Below are 14,584 nucleotides of genomic sequence, written 5' to 3' on the forward strand. Positions count from 1 at the left end.
GGACAGAACGGGGATGAAAATGAAAAGAGTAAGTAAACTGGCCGTTGGTATTGCACTTAGCTTAGGTCTTGCTGCCTGTAGCAGTAACGAGCCAACAGTAATAATCGTTCAGGAAGTGGCTAAGGTGTCGGGAGTCGAACAAGAGAACTTCGATAATGCGGTTCGCCATCAAGATGATTTTTACTACAGCGTAAATGGCCATTGGCTTGCTAATACTCCAATTCCTGCGGATAAGTCTAACTATGGCGCATTTTCAGTGCTTTATGAGCAGAGCCAAAACGCACTGAAAAAGATTATCGATGAAGCAGCGGCTAAGCAAGATAAAGTTGAGGGCTCCAGTGAGCAAAAAGTGGGTGATTTCTATGCCAGCTATATGAATACTGATGTCATCGAGAAGCTAGGCATCAGCCCGTTAAGCGATCAGCTTTCCGATATCTCTTCGGCAAAGACTCACAAAGATATCGCCGGCTTGATGGGGAGTCTGCTAAATAGTGGTGTACAGATGCCATTTGGCTTCTACGTTAACAACGACGCTAAAAACTCAAGCCAATATGCGGTCTACCTATATCAGTCTGGTTTAACCCTACCCGATCGTGATTATTACCTGAAAGATGACGAAAAGTTTGTCGCTAACAGAGCCGCACTGAATGCCTATGTTGCGGATATTATGGCGCAAGCCGGCAGTCAAGATGCTGAGCGAGTGGCAGCCAGCGTAGCTAAGATTGAGCACTTTATCGCACAGAGCCAGTGGAGCCGTGTCGAGTCGCGTGACGCGAATAAGAGCTACAACATGATGGACAGCGCCGAGCTACAGGCTACAGTGAGTGATTTTGACTTTGCTCAATTTGCCGCTAATGCCAATATGAGTTCGGTAAAAGAAGCCGTTGTGCGTCAACCTTCCTATTTTGAAAAATTGGGTGCTCAGTTCAATGAGTTTACTGTGAGCGAGTGGCAGGATTACCTATCTTTCCATCTTGTTGATAGTTACGGGGAATTGTTGAGCAAGAACTTTGTCGATCTTCATTTTGCTTTCCATAGCAAAACCTTGATGGGAATTGAAGCGCAGAAGCCACGCTGGAAGAAGGCTGTCGATGCCGCGGATCAGGTCATTGGTGAGCTTGTGGGTAAGGAGTATGTGAAACAACACTTCAAGCCAGAGGCAAAAGAGAAGATGGAAGAGCTCATTCAAAATCTGATTAAAGGATTTGAGGTGAGTATCAATGAACTCGAATGGATGACGCCCGAAACTAAGATTGCGGCTCAAGAAAAGTTGTCTAAGTTTACCTATAAGATTGGTTATCCTGATAAGTGGAAGGATTACACCGACCTAAGTATTAAAGCAGATCAGCTTGTGGGGAATATTCAGCGCTATTCTAAATTCGAATATAAAACCATGCTGAATAAACTAGGTAAGCCTATCGATCGCACTGAGTGGCATATGACGCCACAAACAGTAAATGCTTACTACAGCCCTGTGATGAACGAGATCGTATTCCCCGCTGCAATTCTTCAGCCTCCCTTCTTTAATATGGATGCCGATGATGCGATAAACTACGGTGGTATTGGTGCCGTTATCGGTCATGAGATTAGTCATGGCTTCGATGATCAAGGGGCTAAGTATGACGGCGATGGTAACCTGCGCGATTGGTGGACGGATAAAGACCGTGAGGAATTCCAGAAGCGCGGGGCTCAACTGTCTGCACAGTACTCATCTTATGAAGCACTACCTGGCAAACACGTCAATGGCGATCTGACCCTCGGTGAGAATATCGGTGACCTAGGTGGTCTGACTGTTGCGGCTCGTTCATATCATTTGAGCCTGAACGGTAAAGAATCACCTGTAATTGAAGGTTTAACCGGTGAACAGCGTCTGTTTATTGGTTGGTCGCAAGTATGGCGTCGTAATTATCGTGATGAAGAGCTGGGCCGTCGTCTGATGACCGACTCTCATTCACCGAGTCACTTCCGCGCCATGGGCACGCCTAGAAACATCCCTGCCTTCTATCAAGCATTCGACTTGAAAGAGGGTGATAAGATGTTCCTGAGCCCTGAAGATCGCGTTAAGATCTGGTAATAGATCTGCTGCGCATCTCTATTGATACCACTTCGTGACGTTATCTCGATAGAGATCATTAAAGTAAGCCCATCTCTTGAGATGGGCTTTTTATTTCAAACAGACAGAGCTTAGGACAAAAGTCGCGTCCTTTCTCCTGCGCTTTGATCTAGGGCCTAAAACCTAAAACCTATATCTTCCCATCTAAATACTCAGGAAGCTTGGTGAGATCGGTTAGCTGCTGATGAGCAATAATCCACTTAGATTCGAGTTGTTGCTCTGGTGCGGGGATAGCTAAAGTCTGCATGTTTGCCGCTCGGGCGGCGACGAGTCCGTTGAATGAATCTTCGACAGCGATACATTTCGTAGGGGATATGCCCAACTCCAGTGCACAGTTTAGGTACACTTCCGGGTGTGGTTTTCCATAGGCTAAGTGCTCGGCCGATTGAGTCGAGTTAAAGTAATGGTTGATATCTAGCTTGTTTAAAACAGCATCGACGATAGCGTGTGATGAAGAGGTGGCTAAACCGATTTTAAGATTTTTTTCCCGACAGTAATCTAATGCAGAGATCACTCCCGCCATGGCAATACCGTCTTTGTGAATATAGCTAACAACCTGATCGACGATCTTCTTGGCCACTTCCCTATTGTCATAATTATCCCAGGGGAAACGTTGATACCAATAACTCACAACTTGATCGATTCTCAGACCTGTCGTTTGAAGGGTATCGTCAAAACTTATCTCTAATCCCAGCTCTTTCATGGTCTGAAATTCAGCTTTCTGCCAGGTCGGCTCTGAGTCGATAAGTATGCCATCCATATCGAAAATGATGGCCGATAGTCGTGAAGAGGTCATAGGGCTCCGGTATGTTCAATATAACTACGGTGAATAGTACTATCAATTATCATCATTTTCGCATGATATTGGGAGTATTTCTGCTAATAAATTTTATTTTTCACTGCCTTTTTTACCGATTTTGTTGGTTGAAGGTCTGTTATTAACTATTTGCTTTTAATCGGTTTAATTGTTTTTTAAAACTATTGTCTAATTACATTTTTCATGAGTAACGATTAAATTACAGTTCCCCCCAAGCAAGCTGGCGGGTTTATCACCTGTTTATGACCCATAAGAGTGTGATCTGATTCAAACTTTTGTAAACCTGTTGTATAATACCGAGCAGAAATAAGGGTCGAGCCTGCAGGACTGTGAGCTTCATTTATGAAGACGTGCAGTTTCGTTGTTAGAACGCCAAACAAAGAGGAATGTTGCCGTGCTAGAAGCATATCGTAAACACGTCGAAGAGCGTGCTTCAGAGGGCGTAGTCCCTAAGCCACTAGATGCCCACCAAGTCGCCGAACTCGTTGAGCTGGTTAAGAGCCCACCTGCAGGAGAAGAGGAGTTTATCCTGGACCTGCTGGAAAATAGAATTCCACCAGGTGTCGATGAAGCCGCTTATGTTAAAGCTGGTTTCCTGGATGCTGTCGCCAAAGGCGAAGCCAAGTCATCTATTCTGTCATCGGCTCGCGCCGTTGAACTGCTTGGCACCATGCTGGGCGGTTATAATATTCAACCGCTCATCGCTCAGCTAGATGTTGCAGAGCAGGCGCCTTTGGCCGTAGCTGCCCTATCTAAAACTCTGTTGATGTTTGATGCTTTCCACGATGTAGCAGAGAAGATGGAAGCCGGTAATGAGTTTGCTAAGCAGGTTGTTCATTCCTGGGCTGAGGCGCAGTGGTTTCTTAACCGCCCTAAGCTTGAAGAGAAGGTCTCTCTGACGGTATTTAAAGTATCAGGTGAGACAAACACAGATGACTTGTCTCCTGCTCCCGATGCATGGTCACGCCCGGATATCCCATTGCACGCTTTAGCTATGCTAAAAAATGCCCGTGAAGGTATTGTACCCGATGAGGCCGGTGTGATCGGTCCAATTAAAGAAATTGATCAGCTTAAGACTAAGGGTTTCCCATTAGTTTATGTTGGTGATGTTGTCGGTACCGGTTCTTCACGTAAATCTGCGACTAACTCGGTGCTTTGGTTCATGGGTGATGATATCCCTAATGTACCAAACAAGCGCGCTGGCGGTTTCTGTCTGGGCGGTAAGATCGCACCAATCTTCTTCAATACGATGGAAGATGCAGGTGCACTGCCTATCGAACTCGACGTTAGCAAGATGAATATGGGCGATGTTATCGATATCTACCCGTATCAGGGCGTCGTTAAGCGTCATGACTGCGATGAAGTTATCTCTGAGTTCTCACTTAAAACTGCCGTGTTAATGGATGAAGTTCGCGCTGGTGGCCGTATTCCATTGATCATCGGTCGTGGCCTGACTGCTCGTGCCCGTGAAGTGCTAAAGCTTGAAGCATCAACCGTTTTCGTATTACCACAAGATGTAGCCGATACCGGCAAAGGTTATACCCTTGCTCAGAAGATGGTTGGTAAGGCCTGTGGCGTTACCGGTATCCGTCCTGGTCAATACTGTGAGCCTAAGATGACCTCGGTTGGTTCGCAAGATACTACCGGTCCTATGACCCGTGATGAGCTTAAAGATCTTGCATGTCTTGGCTTCAGTGCCGACTTGACTATGCAGTCTTTCTGTCACACAGCGGCTTATCCTAAGCCTGTTGATGTGAATACGCACCACACTCTACCTGATTTCATCATGAATCGTGGTGGTGTCTCTTTGCGTCCTGGTGATGGTGTTATCCACTCTTGGTTAAACCGTATGCTACTGCCTGATACCGTAGGTACCGGTGGTGATTCACATACTCGTTTCCCGTTAGGTATTTCGTTCCCGGCAGGTTCGGGCCTCGTGGCCTTCGCCGCTGCGACTGGCGTAATGCCGCTCGATATGCCTGAATCAGTCTTGGTTCGTTTTAAAGGTGAAATGCAGCCAGGTATCACGTTACGTGATCTTGTCCATTCGATTCCGCATAAAGCGATCGAGCTGGGTCTACTTACCGTTGAAAAACAGGGTAAAGTAAACTTCTTCTCTGGTCGTGTACTTGAGATCGAAGGCTTGGAAAGCTTGAAAGTTGAGCAGGCATTTGAGTTATCTGATGCATCGGCCGAGCGTAGTGCTGCAGGCTGTAGTATCAAGCTGGATAAAGAGCCTGTTATCGAATATCTGAACTCTAACATTGTGATGTTGAAGTGGATGATAGCCGAAGGTTATGGCGATCGTCGTACTATCGAGCGTCGTATTATCGCGATGCAAGAGTGGTTAGAAAACCCAGAGTTGATGGAAGCCGACAGTGATGCAGAGTATGCCGCGGTTATCGAAATTGACTTGAATGACATTAAAGAGCCAATCCTTTGTGCACCTAATGATCCTGATGATGCGGTACTGCTATCAGACGTTAAAGATACTAAGATCGACGAAGTTTTCGTGGGTTCTTGTATGACTAATATCGGTCATTTCCGTGCTACGGGTAAGATGCTGGATAAGTTTGCTACGACGCTACCGACGCGTCTATGGATCACGCCTCCAACTAAGATGGATCGTGATCAGCTCACTGAAGAGGGTTATTACGCTATCTTCGGTCGCGTTGGTGCACGTGTTGAGATCCCCGGATGTTCGCTTTGTATGGGTAACCAGGCTCGTGTTGCCGATGGTGCGACAGTAGTTTCGACTTCGACTCGTAACTTCCCTAACCGCTTGGGTACAGGTGCTAATGTTTATTTGGCATCGGCTGAATTGGCCGCGGTTGCAGCACTCCTCGGTCGTCTGCCAAGTTCTGATGAGTATCAGGAGTATGCTAAGCAGTTAGATGCAACAGCTGCCGATACATACCGTTATCTAAGCTTCGATAAGATGAGTTCTTATACTGAAAAAGCGGGCGAAGTTATCTTCCAGTCTGCGGTATAAAATCAGGACGGGTCGGGGTCCACTTAAAGCATTAGCTTAGAAGGTGGACTTTGTCCCTTTGGGCGTTGTATTGATAGTTATACCGATTGGTATTTCAGTGCAGCAAACCAACAAAAAAGGCTAGATTCATATCGATGAATCTAGCCTTTTTTATTAAACTTTTTAGAACCTAGAACCGCATTATGAGTGCTTTGTGTGCAGCACTTCCAGCAATTGATCTTCTAATTCGAATCGTGTTTCCATCGCATGTCCTAAAGATGATAGATCTTTATCTAGCTGGAATAACACTTTATCATCTACGAACTCGGTATATTTATCATTGAAATCTAAGGCTGAGTCTGTAGTTTCACTGATGCGGGGAACCAGATTCTGGGCAAGGGTTTGACTCGAAATCCCATGTTTTTCACAGGCGGTTACGACACGATCATAAACCTCGAAGTGCCCTTCAGAAACATAATCCATTAAGAGATCACAAAACTCTTTGATTGCGGTAATTGCTGGCAGTGATTTTTCGGTTGGTTCATAGGGAGGAATGCCTGCGATCTGGCAATAATTCACGAGTAGTTTGCGACGGTTATTGAGCCAATGATCGATAAGTGTGTTAGAACCACCCCATTTTTGTTCGGCTTTCTCTAGTTGTCTTAGCATGATAGTTCCCGTTAAAGAGTTCTTCCCTGACTCCTAATGTAGGTGACAACTAGGGTAATGATCAACCATTATTCGCTTATTTAGGCAGATATTATTAATTCGAAGATATGATTATTTTGTATACCGAAAAATGTGGGAATCGGAGAATTAAACAGCCAAAAATAAAATGCCCAGCGATAGAATGCTATCGCTGGGCGAGTAAAGGTTTTGCTGGCTCGATGCGACGAGCTTCTTGATTGTTCTTGCTAGCGCAGACTTTTTATACCAAAGGCTGAAGACGTGTGCAACTTTTTTCTGTCATATTGAGAACATTAACGCCTATTTTTGGCCAAGGTATTTACATCCCGATGCTTCTCACTCTAAGTACGGCGGGGAATACAGAGATGGGTCAGTGGGTAGCAGATTAATCTGCCTTGAGTATGAAGAGGTTAATGTCACATAAATGAGCTGATAGAGGTTACTTTATTCGCGTAAATGCTAAACTACTGACCCAGCGGAAATCAATAAATCTAGGAATAGAGCCAAATGGCAGAATTAAAAAATGATCGTTATTTACGCGCCTTACTAAAACAGCCTGTCGACAGAACACCTGTCTGGATGATGCGTCAAGCTGGCCGTTACCTTCCAGAATATAAAGCCACACGTGCAGAAGCCGGTGACTTTATGTCTTTGTGTAAGAATCAGGATTTGGCTTGTGAAGTGACACTTCAGCCACTTCGACGTTATGATCTCGATGCAGCAATCCTATTCTCGGATATTTTGACCATACCAGATGCTATGGGCTTAGGTCTGTACTTCGAAACGGGTGAAGGCCCACGTTTCCAGCGTCCGACCGATACGATCGATGCGATCAAGAAGCTATCAATCCCGGATCCTGAAGATGAGCTCGGTTACGTCATGCGTGCCGTTAGCACTATTCGTCGTGAGCTAAAAGGCGAAGTGCCGTTAATTGGATTTTCAGGTTCTCCATGGACACTGGCGACTTATATGGTTGAAGGTGGTTCAAGCAAGACATTCGAGAAGATCAAGAAGATGGCCTACGAAGAGCCAAAGACATTGCACCTGCTACTCGATAAACTTGCTGACTCAGTGATTTTGTACCTAAACGCTCAAGTGGCTAACGGTGCTCAATCATTAATGATTTTCGATTCATGGGGTGGTGCACTTTCACATCACGCTTACCGTGAGTTCTCATTACGTTATATGCAAAAAATTGTCGATGGTTTGACTCGTCACGCCGATGGCCGCCAGGTTCCGGTTACCTTGTTCACTAAAGGTGGCGGTTTATGGTTAGAATCAATGGCTGAAACAGGCTGTGATGCACTGGGTCTGGATTGGACTGTTGATATCGGTGATGCACGTCGTCGTGTTGGTCATAAAGTGGCCCTTCAGGGTAACATGGACCCATCGGTACTCTATGCTTCTCCTGAGCGCATCCATCAAGAGGTGGATCAGATCCTATCAAGCTACGGCGAAGGTACAGGTCACGTGTTCAACTTGGGCCATGGTATTCACCAGCATGTCGATCCGGAGCACGCAGGTTCTTTCATTAAGTCTGTGCACGAGTTATCGGCTCAATACCACAAGTAATCTATAACCTTTAGTACTCTTGTTGTGTTAATAAGGCTCGCATATTGCGGGCCTTTTTATTGATTGTGGCTAAGAGGGGGTCACCTGAGTATCGCGAAATTATCACAAAAGTGTCCACATCGAACTTCTGGATGTGATTTTCATCTGTTTTTCATCCGATATATGTGGATTACAGATCTTTTAATGCGCTATATCAAGGCTTACAAAATCAGATAAATGCAGGCTATTGACTACTTTAGCAACGAGTAAAGCAAAACGGGTTTTATCCTGTCTGTAAATGCGCTATTTTGCATGCCGAAGTTATGATGACTCTCTTTAGTTATTTTTTTATGCAGTTGTCAGGGCTTTAGTTGTGAGTTTTTTGGTCGTTGTTATTAGGTAGCAAGTTTTCAATGTAAGTCTGAGTTTTTTGCACCGGGAGTGTGCAAGGTAACAGCATAATCGATTAGGGCGCTCAAGGATTAGATGACACCCATCAAACCCCTTAAAATTGAAATGCCATATCGGCTCTGAGTGAAAAATGTTCATTGAAATTGGTATAAGATGCGTATAGGCAAAAAGTTAATCGTCTTTATTGTAGGTTTCTGCCTGCCCGCGGTGATTTCTGTCTCTTATTGTTTAAGCATGTGGTTCGATCACAGGGTAGAGACATTTAAACAAAGTGCGGTCAATATTGAGCTAAGCACGATTCAATCCCAGATAGAAAAAGATATAAAGCAGCTCGAATTATTAGCAAAAGTCTACGCTTTACCCCTTTCAAAACTTGCCATCAAAGAGAGAGTTTCATTAGATGAAGCCTGGCGTGATAGTCTGCTTGCCGATCATCTGAGTTTGTTTTATCTGAATAATGGTGAACTGCAGCCATTTTCCCCCATATATGATGACGTCACGTCATTTGGATTCGACTCTATTCCTGCCCTACTACAAGATACGACTCAAGCCCTGTCAGGTATTTATATGCTGCAGGATAAGAGCTTTATCGTCAGCTTAGTGCCTATTTCACAGAGCAGGTCGGTCGTATTAGCCAGAAGGCTTACACCCGCTTATCTCTCTACCTATGGCCTTAAAGGTTTAGTCTCAAACATCGATATGGTACAGGGGGAGGCAATTGAGACTCTTGATGCCTATAGTGATAATCCTATATTCAGTTTGAAAGTGCCAAGCCTGATTTCTGAAAGACCAGCATATCTGGAAGTTCAGTTTTCAGAAGCTGCGTTTAACCAGGTAAAATTGAAATATGATCTGGTGACCTTCTCTATCGTTGGCGTCGGGTTATTGATACTCATCATCGGCTATATCTGGCTAAAAATGGGGCTTATTCGCCCCTTCCGTCGACTGATGACTCAAGTTGCAGATATCGATCCCATCGCCAAAACCTACACTCCGCTTGTCGGTAGTGGTTGCTCTGAACTTGTCATCATGGCTGATAGGGTTAACACCTTGCTGGCTAGAATTTTTCAACAAAAAGAACGATTTAAGACGACGCTGGAGTCAATTGCCGAGGCGGTTATTCTAACCGACATAGAGGCTAAGGTCGTTTACCTAAACCCTCAGGCCGAGCAATTATTAGGAGTGAAAAGTAATAATGCCATCGGTGTGACCGTGGACTCATTGCTTTCAACTGACAAAAGTATCAAAGATGAGCTGCGTGAGTTTATGCGTAGTCAGGCTCAAGCGCCCATATTGAGTAAATTAAAACTGAAAACTGACAAGACTCGAATCCTGGAGCGCAGTATCAGTAATTTGCTTAATCATCAGCGGGTAGTGATAGGTACTGTGATTGTGCTTCGTGATGTTACCCAGGAAGAGTTACTTAAAATGCAGCTCAGACAAAAGGCTAATATCGACTCCATCACTTCACTGCTGAATCGTCGCGCCTTCGAAGAGAGGTTGGAAAAATTTAGCCATGATGCTCAATCTATCGCGATCTGCTATTTCGACCTTGAGCAGTTTAAGTTAATCAATGACTCCTGCGGGCACAGCGCCGGAGATACCATGTTGGCAATGGTGGCCAAAGCGATGCAATCTTGTTTGAGCAAGGATGAGATGCTAGCCAGGCTTGGGGGAGACGAGTTTGGATTAGCGATTAGGGATCATAACGCGTTAGAGGTGGCTCAACTTGTAAAAAGAGTCACTGCGAGTGTTTCAATGCAGGTACTGCGCGATAATGGGTGCCACTATAAGGTCGGAATTAGTGCCGGTGTGGCTATTGCTCGGGCACCCTACATCAGTCCGAAAGAGATGCTTAAGGATGCCGATGTGGCGTGTATTGCCGCTAAGCGAAAAGGCTGCAATCAAGTTCACTTTTACGATGATAACGATAAAGAATCCATCTATCAGCGCAACGCGCCTATGTGGGCGGTGAGAATTGGTCAGGCGATAGAGCATAATGAACTACTGCTCTATTACCAGCCAATCAAAGGCATGGGTCCGGGCGAGCATCGTCAGCGTATGGAGATCTTACTTCGCATTCAGGAGCCTTGTGGGCGTATCTTATCCCCAGCCCAGTTTATCGAAGCAGCAGAGCGTTTTAAGCTAATGAATGATGTCGATAAAGAGGTCATTCGAAAGGCATTCCTGTGGCTGTCTCTCCATGAGGAGATTTGGGATGATCACTGCATCTCGATTAACCTTTCCGGCAATAGCTTAGGTGCCGAAGGCATGGTGGAGTACATTGCCGAACAGTTCAAGCGCTTCGAGATCCCGAGCAAATGTATCTGTTTTGAGATCACTGAAACCAGTGCAATTCAAAATAGAAATCGAGCCATGGATATGCTCAATTACCTGCGCAAACTGGGCTTTTCATTTGCCTTAGATGATTTCGGAACAGGCTTCGCCTCATATGGCTACTTGAAAGAGCTTCCTGTTGATTACGTCAAAATTGATGGTTGCTTTGTAAAAAGTTTAGCGACTAATGCAAAAGACTTTGCCATCGTTAAGTCCATTCATGATGTCTGTGGTGTGATGGGGATAGAGACGGTTGCGGAGTTTGTTGAGAATCAGGATATTATCGACAGACTTGAAGATATCGGCATTAACTATGCTCAGGGCTATGCTATAGGTCGTCCTAAACCTTTAGACACTTATATGGAACTTTGGCGGTCAAGAGGGCAGCAGTTGCAAGCTAAGCCTACCCTTGAGCTTGTCAGTGCCTGAAGCTTGAAGCTAAGAGTCTGGCTTAGTCTTGCTAATGATTGTACAACCAATGAACTTGTTGATGCTACTACCATATTTCAGTCGATGACAATTCACTAGATAGTCATTCAGTAGATAAGAATAAGGCCTGATACTCAAGAATATCAGGCCTTAAAAGTCTATGTTGCAGTGGAATGTTTCACAGCGCCATAACAGCTTTAGTTTACTGTCAGATTCACCTTAATCAGCCACCATGCTCTGGCTTGAATATCACCCATCTCGATGACTCCGCCCGCGCGGTAGGGCTTAGCAAAGTGCACCAAGGTGATTGGCTCTATAGCCTGATAGGTACCGGCAGAGAGTGATGCATTGAAGGCATCTTTTTTATCGAAGCTCACTGTTACTTCAGAGTTTGTGGGTTGTCTGAGACCCGGGCACTCATATCGGATTTTCGCACCTACGGGATACGCAATTTTACTGCCATCGGGACAATGGCTGGTATTTTGCAACCTGACTGTCATTAGGGCACAACCAACTAAACTTGCCGGCTCCTGACAAACTGAAACCGTCTTAGTGGTATAACCGCCAGATTTCTGAAGGTTATCACCCATAGTCTCGGCTTCAGAGCGGGTATCGAAGGCTGAAAAGTATGTCATGTCTCCGGCTGCCACATCGATAAGAGAGATTATCGAAAGCTCGGTGCCGTCGAATGTGAGTACAGATTGCTCACCGCTTCTCTCTTCGATGGGAGATACTTGAGTAAAGTAGTCTATTGAATCAGGCAGGTAATTATCTCCTCCATCATCGGTGACGGTTATATAGACGTAGTTATTACCACGGGAGCCAGGATACTGTAGGATTCTTAGCGTACCATTCTGGCTTAAATCATAAACCTCTGGTTTTTCTGTGTGTTTGAATTTGTAGCTAAGAGTACCGAATTGATTGCCAAGCTCTGCAGGCGCCATCTCCAATCCGGGGTAATAACTCGCGCCGGGTACCTGTTTGGCGATGGTCAACCCAGGATGCCTGGCCTTACCGACGTTAACGGTGAAGCTGCGGATTGTGTCCTCAAAGTTGCGGCTCACCTCAGTTACTTGTACCTCAGCCGAACCAGCACCCTGAATCGTCAGTGCGCCGCTACTTGAGTCTGCAGTCACTACTTGTCGGTCGCTATAATCGACAAAGTACTTGATTGAACTCTCAGTAGCCGTTCCCGATACAGCAGGTGAAGTAAGCTGCTTATCCTCTTCATATATCGTATCGACAAGCGTCGAATTTAGGCCCAAGTTCACATTCGTTGCGGCTTTTTCTACCGTTATTGGTAGATAAATTTTGCGGGAGGCGATTGCTCCATTACCTGAATCTGTGATGATGTAATTGGTATGGCCTGCATTTTTAATGGTAACAGTGCGATCAACAAGATTTATATCGACAACATCACCAGGCTGGCCGTTGTCCAGAGTATAACTGAGCTGTCCGACGACACCTGAAATTGGGAGGCTGACTACCTTATCGGCGACAAAATTGGTTCTGATTGGGTCTGCTAGCAATGTTCCAGCAGCATAGTTTACATCTATGTAGAAGTCCGTTGTCTGGCTAAGGTAGTAATCGTTACCATGATCGGTTGCGGTTATCCAGCCTCGACCGGCACCGGTTAAGGTGATGACCTTAGTTGTCGGGTCTTGGGTTAACACATTGGCCTTCGATTGGGCTGAAATCATGTAGGTGACTGGCCCCTGATTATTTCTAGGGTTTGGAGTAAACACTGTGTTATTAGCGACATTGTTAACACGACTATCATCGACACTGAATTGATCGTTAGTGAGTTTGTTGATAGTCACAAAGAAACTGGTGGTTTGCGGTATGTAGAACGGGTCGCCATCATCGGTGACACTTATTTCAGCCTTACCGGGTTTCAGTACCGTCATATCCCCCGATTGTGCATCTATGCTCACCACATCCGTTGCGCTGCCAGTTGCAAGAGAGAAGCTTAGCTTGCCTTGTCTGCTTGCAACTTGTGCCGATATCATCTTGTTCTCTTGATAAGAGCTCTCAAGATCTACCGAAGATAACGATGCCGATTGAACACGTTCTACTTTTACTGTAGTAACGATTGTCTTACTCAGATAGTTTCTGTTACCCGCATCAGTGATCTTTACTTTAGTCTCACCGATACCGCTGAAACTGTATTGTCCGGTTTCACTGTTGATAAAGTTGATCACATCGGTCGACTCGCCATCGACAATTTCGAAAGTGAGTGTTCCCTGAGCGCCGGTTGCTTGCAGTCTTGGTTCATCATCGAATCCATATGGGATCGTCAGAGCGCTGGTTTTCAAACCTGTGTTATCGGCTTTGTTAATGCTGACTTTAAAGGTTTGCTTGGCGATATCTTGATGATTATCTTCAGCTGTCTGGCTGACGACAATTTCTGTCTCACCGGCTCCCCTGATGTTCATCACACCCGTTATCGGATGGATCTGCACAACATCCTGATTGGCATTCTCTGCGATAGCGAAGCTTATCTCACTACTCGGTGAGCCTGAATAAATCGGAAGCAGGGTGCCACCAAAAACCAGTGGTTTATTGGTTATGTCTCGGTAGGATGCAAACTGAGAGTCAGCAGCTTCAACGGTAATGGAAAACTGACTCTCGCTGCTTTGGTAGTTACGACCCCCGTCATCTTTGACGGTAACTTGAGTCAGCCCCTCACCCCAAACAATTAGCGAACCAGTGATGTCTATTTTGACAACATCGTCAGGATAATCAGCGCTGAGCTCGTAGAGCAATTGACCTTTTGCACCACTAACGCTGACCTGGTGAATCGCTCCGGCAGTATAAGAGTAAGAGTAGTTATTAGTCAGCAGAGGATCACGACTGGCCTTATCGACAGTAACATTTAGCGATCTGCTTGTGGCTTTATACTGGCTGTTACCACTATCGGTAACGATTAATTTGGTTTGACCGACATTTAATAGGGTTAGGCTATTTTGATTTACCCGCACAACGTCATTAGCTGCGCCGTCGGCTAAGGTAAAACTGATACTACCCAGAGAACCATTGACTACAGGTGTCAGGCTGCCAGAGGGTGAATAGTCAGCCCTGATATCTGGAGCAATGAGCCCTGGGTGAGTTAATTTCTCTTGTGTCGGTGTCGCGGTGTCGTCACCATCACTTCCACCGCACGCGGTGATCAGAAAGGTGATCATTAATAACAGGTATCTCATCGGGCCCCCAGCCAGCTTTAAAGGCGTTGGAGTATACGCAGATGAAAAGTCTGTAACAATGGTGC

7 protein-coding genes are annotated in these 14,584 nt (G+C 45.4%); 4 read left to right on the forward strand and 3 right to left on the reverse strand.

What is annotated here, in order from left to right; translation table 11 throughout:
* Nucleotides 1-19: 19 nt before the first annotated feature.
* Complete coding sequence (locus tag EKG38_RS00105) at nucleotides 20-2,074, forward strand: M13 family metallopeptidase (protein WP_126517548.1); 2,055 nt, start codon at nucleotides 20-22, stop codon at nucleotides 2,072-2,074.
* Nucleotides 2,075-2,243: 169 nt separating this feature from the next.
* On the opposite strand, the gene hxpB is transcribed toward EKG38_RS00105, so the two are convergent.
* Nucleotides 2,244-2,909, reverse strand: coding sequence for a hexitol phosphatase HxpB (hxpB, locus tag EKG38_RS00110; protein WP_126517550.1), 666 nt, complete (start codon nucleotides 2,907-2,909; stop codon nucleotides 2,244-2,246).
* A 415-nt stretch (nucleotides 2,910-3,324) separates the two neighbouring features.
* Between hxpB and acnB the strand changes: the two genes are divergently transcribed.
* Nucleotides 3,325-5,922, forward strand: a complete 2,598-nt coding sequence (acnB, locus tag EKG38_RS00115) for a bifunctional aconitate hydratase 2/2-methylisocitrate dehydratase (RefSeq protein ID WP_126517552.1) — start codon at nucleotides 3,325-3,327, stop codon at nucleotides 5,920-5,922.
* A gap of 180 nt (nucleotides 5,923-6,102) precedes the next feature.
* Here acnB and EKG38_RS00120 read toward each other — a convergent pair whose 3' ends face one another.
* A complete protein-coding gene (locus EKG38_RS00120; RefSeq protein WP_012140789.1) occupies nucleotides 6,103-6,570 on the reverse strand; it encodes an Rsd/AlgQ family anti-sigma factor in 468 nt (155 codons plus the stop codon).
* 525 nt (nucleotides 6,571-7,095) lie between these two features.
* Between EKG38_RS00120 and hemE the strand changes: the two genes are divergently transcribed.
* Nucleotides 7,096-8,160: a uroporphyrinogen decarboxylase gene (hemE, locus tag EKG38_RS00130; RefSeq protein ID WP_126517554.1), complete on the forward strand. Its 1,065-nt coding sequence runs from the start codon at nucleotides 7,096-7,098 to the stop codon at nucleotides 8,158-8,160.
* Nucleotides 8,161-8,703: 543 nt separating this feature from the next.
* The gene (locus EKG38_RS00135; RefSeq protein WP_126517556.1) at nucleotides 8,704-11,316 is read left to right on the forward strand and encodes a bifunctional diguanylate cyclase/phosphodiesterase; all 2,613 of its coding nucleotides are present in this window, start codon (nucleotides 8,704-8,706) and stop codon (nucleotides 11,314-11,316) included.
* Between the two features lie 197 nt (nucleotides 11,317-11,513).
* Here EKG38_RS00135 and EKG38_RS00140 read toward each other — a convergent pair whose 3' ends face one another.
* On the reverse strand, nucleotides 11,514-14,519 hold the full coding sequence (locus EKG38_RS00140; protein ID WP_126517558.1) for a hypothetical protein: 3,006 nt from the start codon (nucleotides 14,517-14,519) through the stop codon (nucleotides 11,514-11,516).
* Nucleotides 14,520-14,584: the final 65 nt, after the last annotated feature.

It is taken from the genome of Shewanella canadensis, assembly GCF_003966225.1.
Taxonomy (GTDB): Bacteria; Pseudomonadota; Gammaproteobacteria; order Enterobacterales; family Shewanellaceae; genus Shewanella; species Shewanella canadensis.

What these genes read in the sequence shown, in the direction of transcription:
- EKG38_RS00140 (WP_126517558.1), bottom strand. Translation starts at nt 14,519, where the DNA reads ATGAGATACCTGTTATTAATGATCACCTTTCTGATCACCGCGTGCGGT.
- hemE (WP_126517554.1), top strand. Translation starts at nt 7,096, where the DNA reads ATGGCAGAATTAAAAAATGATCGTTATTTACGCGCCTTACTAAAACAG.
- EKG38_RS00135 (WP_126517556.1), top strand. Translation starts at nt 8,704, where the DNA reads ATGCGTATAGGCAAAAAGTTAATCGTCTTTATTGTAGGTTTCTGCCTG.
- hxpB (WP_126517550.1), bottom strand. Translation starts at nt 2,909, where the DNA reads ATGACCTCTTCACGACTATCGGCCATCATTTTCGATATGGATGGCATA.
- EKG38_RS00105 (WP_126517548.1), top strand. Translation starts at nt 20, where the DNA reads ATGAAAAGAGTAAGTAAACTGGCCGTTGGTATTGCACTTAGCTTAGGT.
- EKG38_RS00120 (WP_012140789.1), bottom strand. Translation starts at nt 6,570, where the DNA reads ATGCTAAGACAACTAGAGAAAGCCGAACAAAAATGGGGTGGTTCTAAC.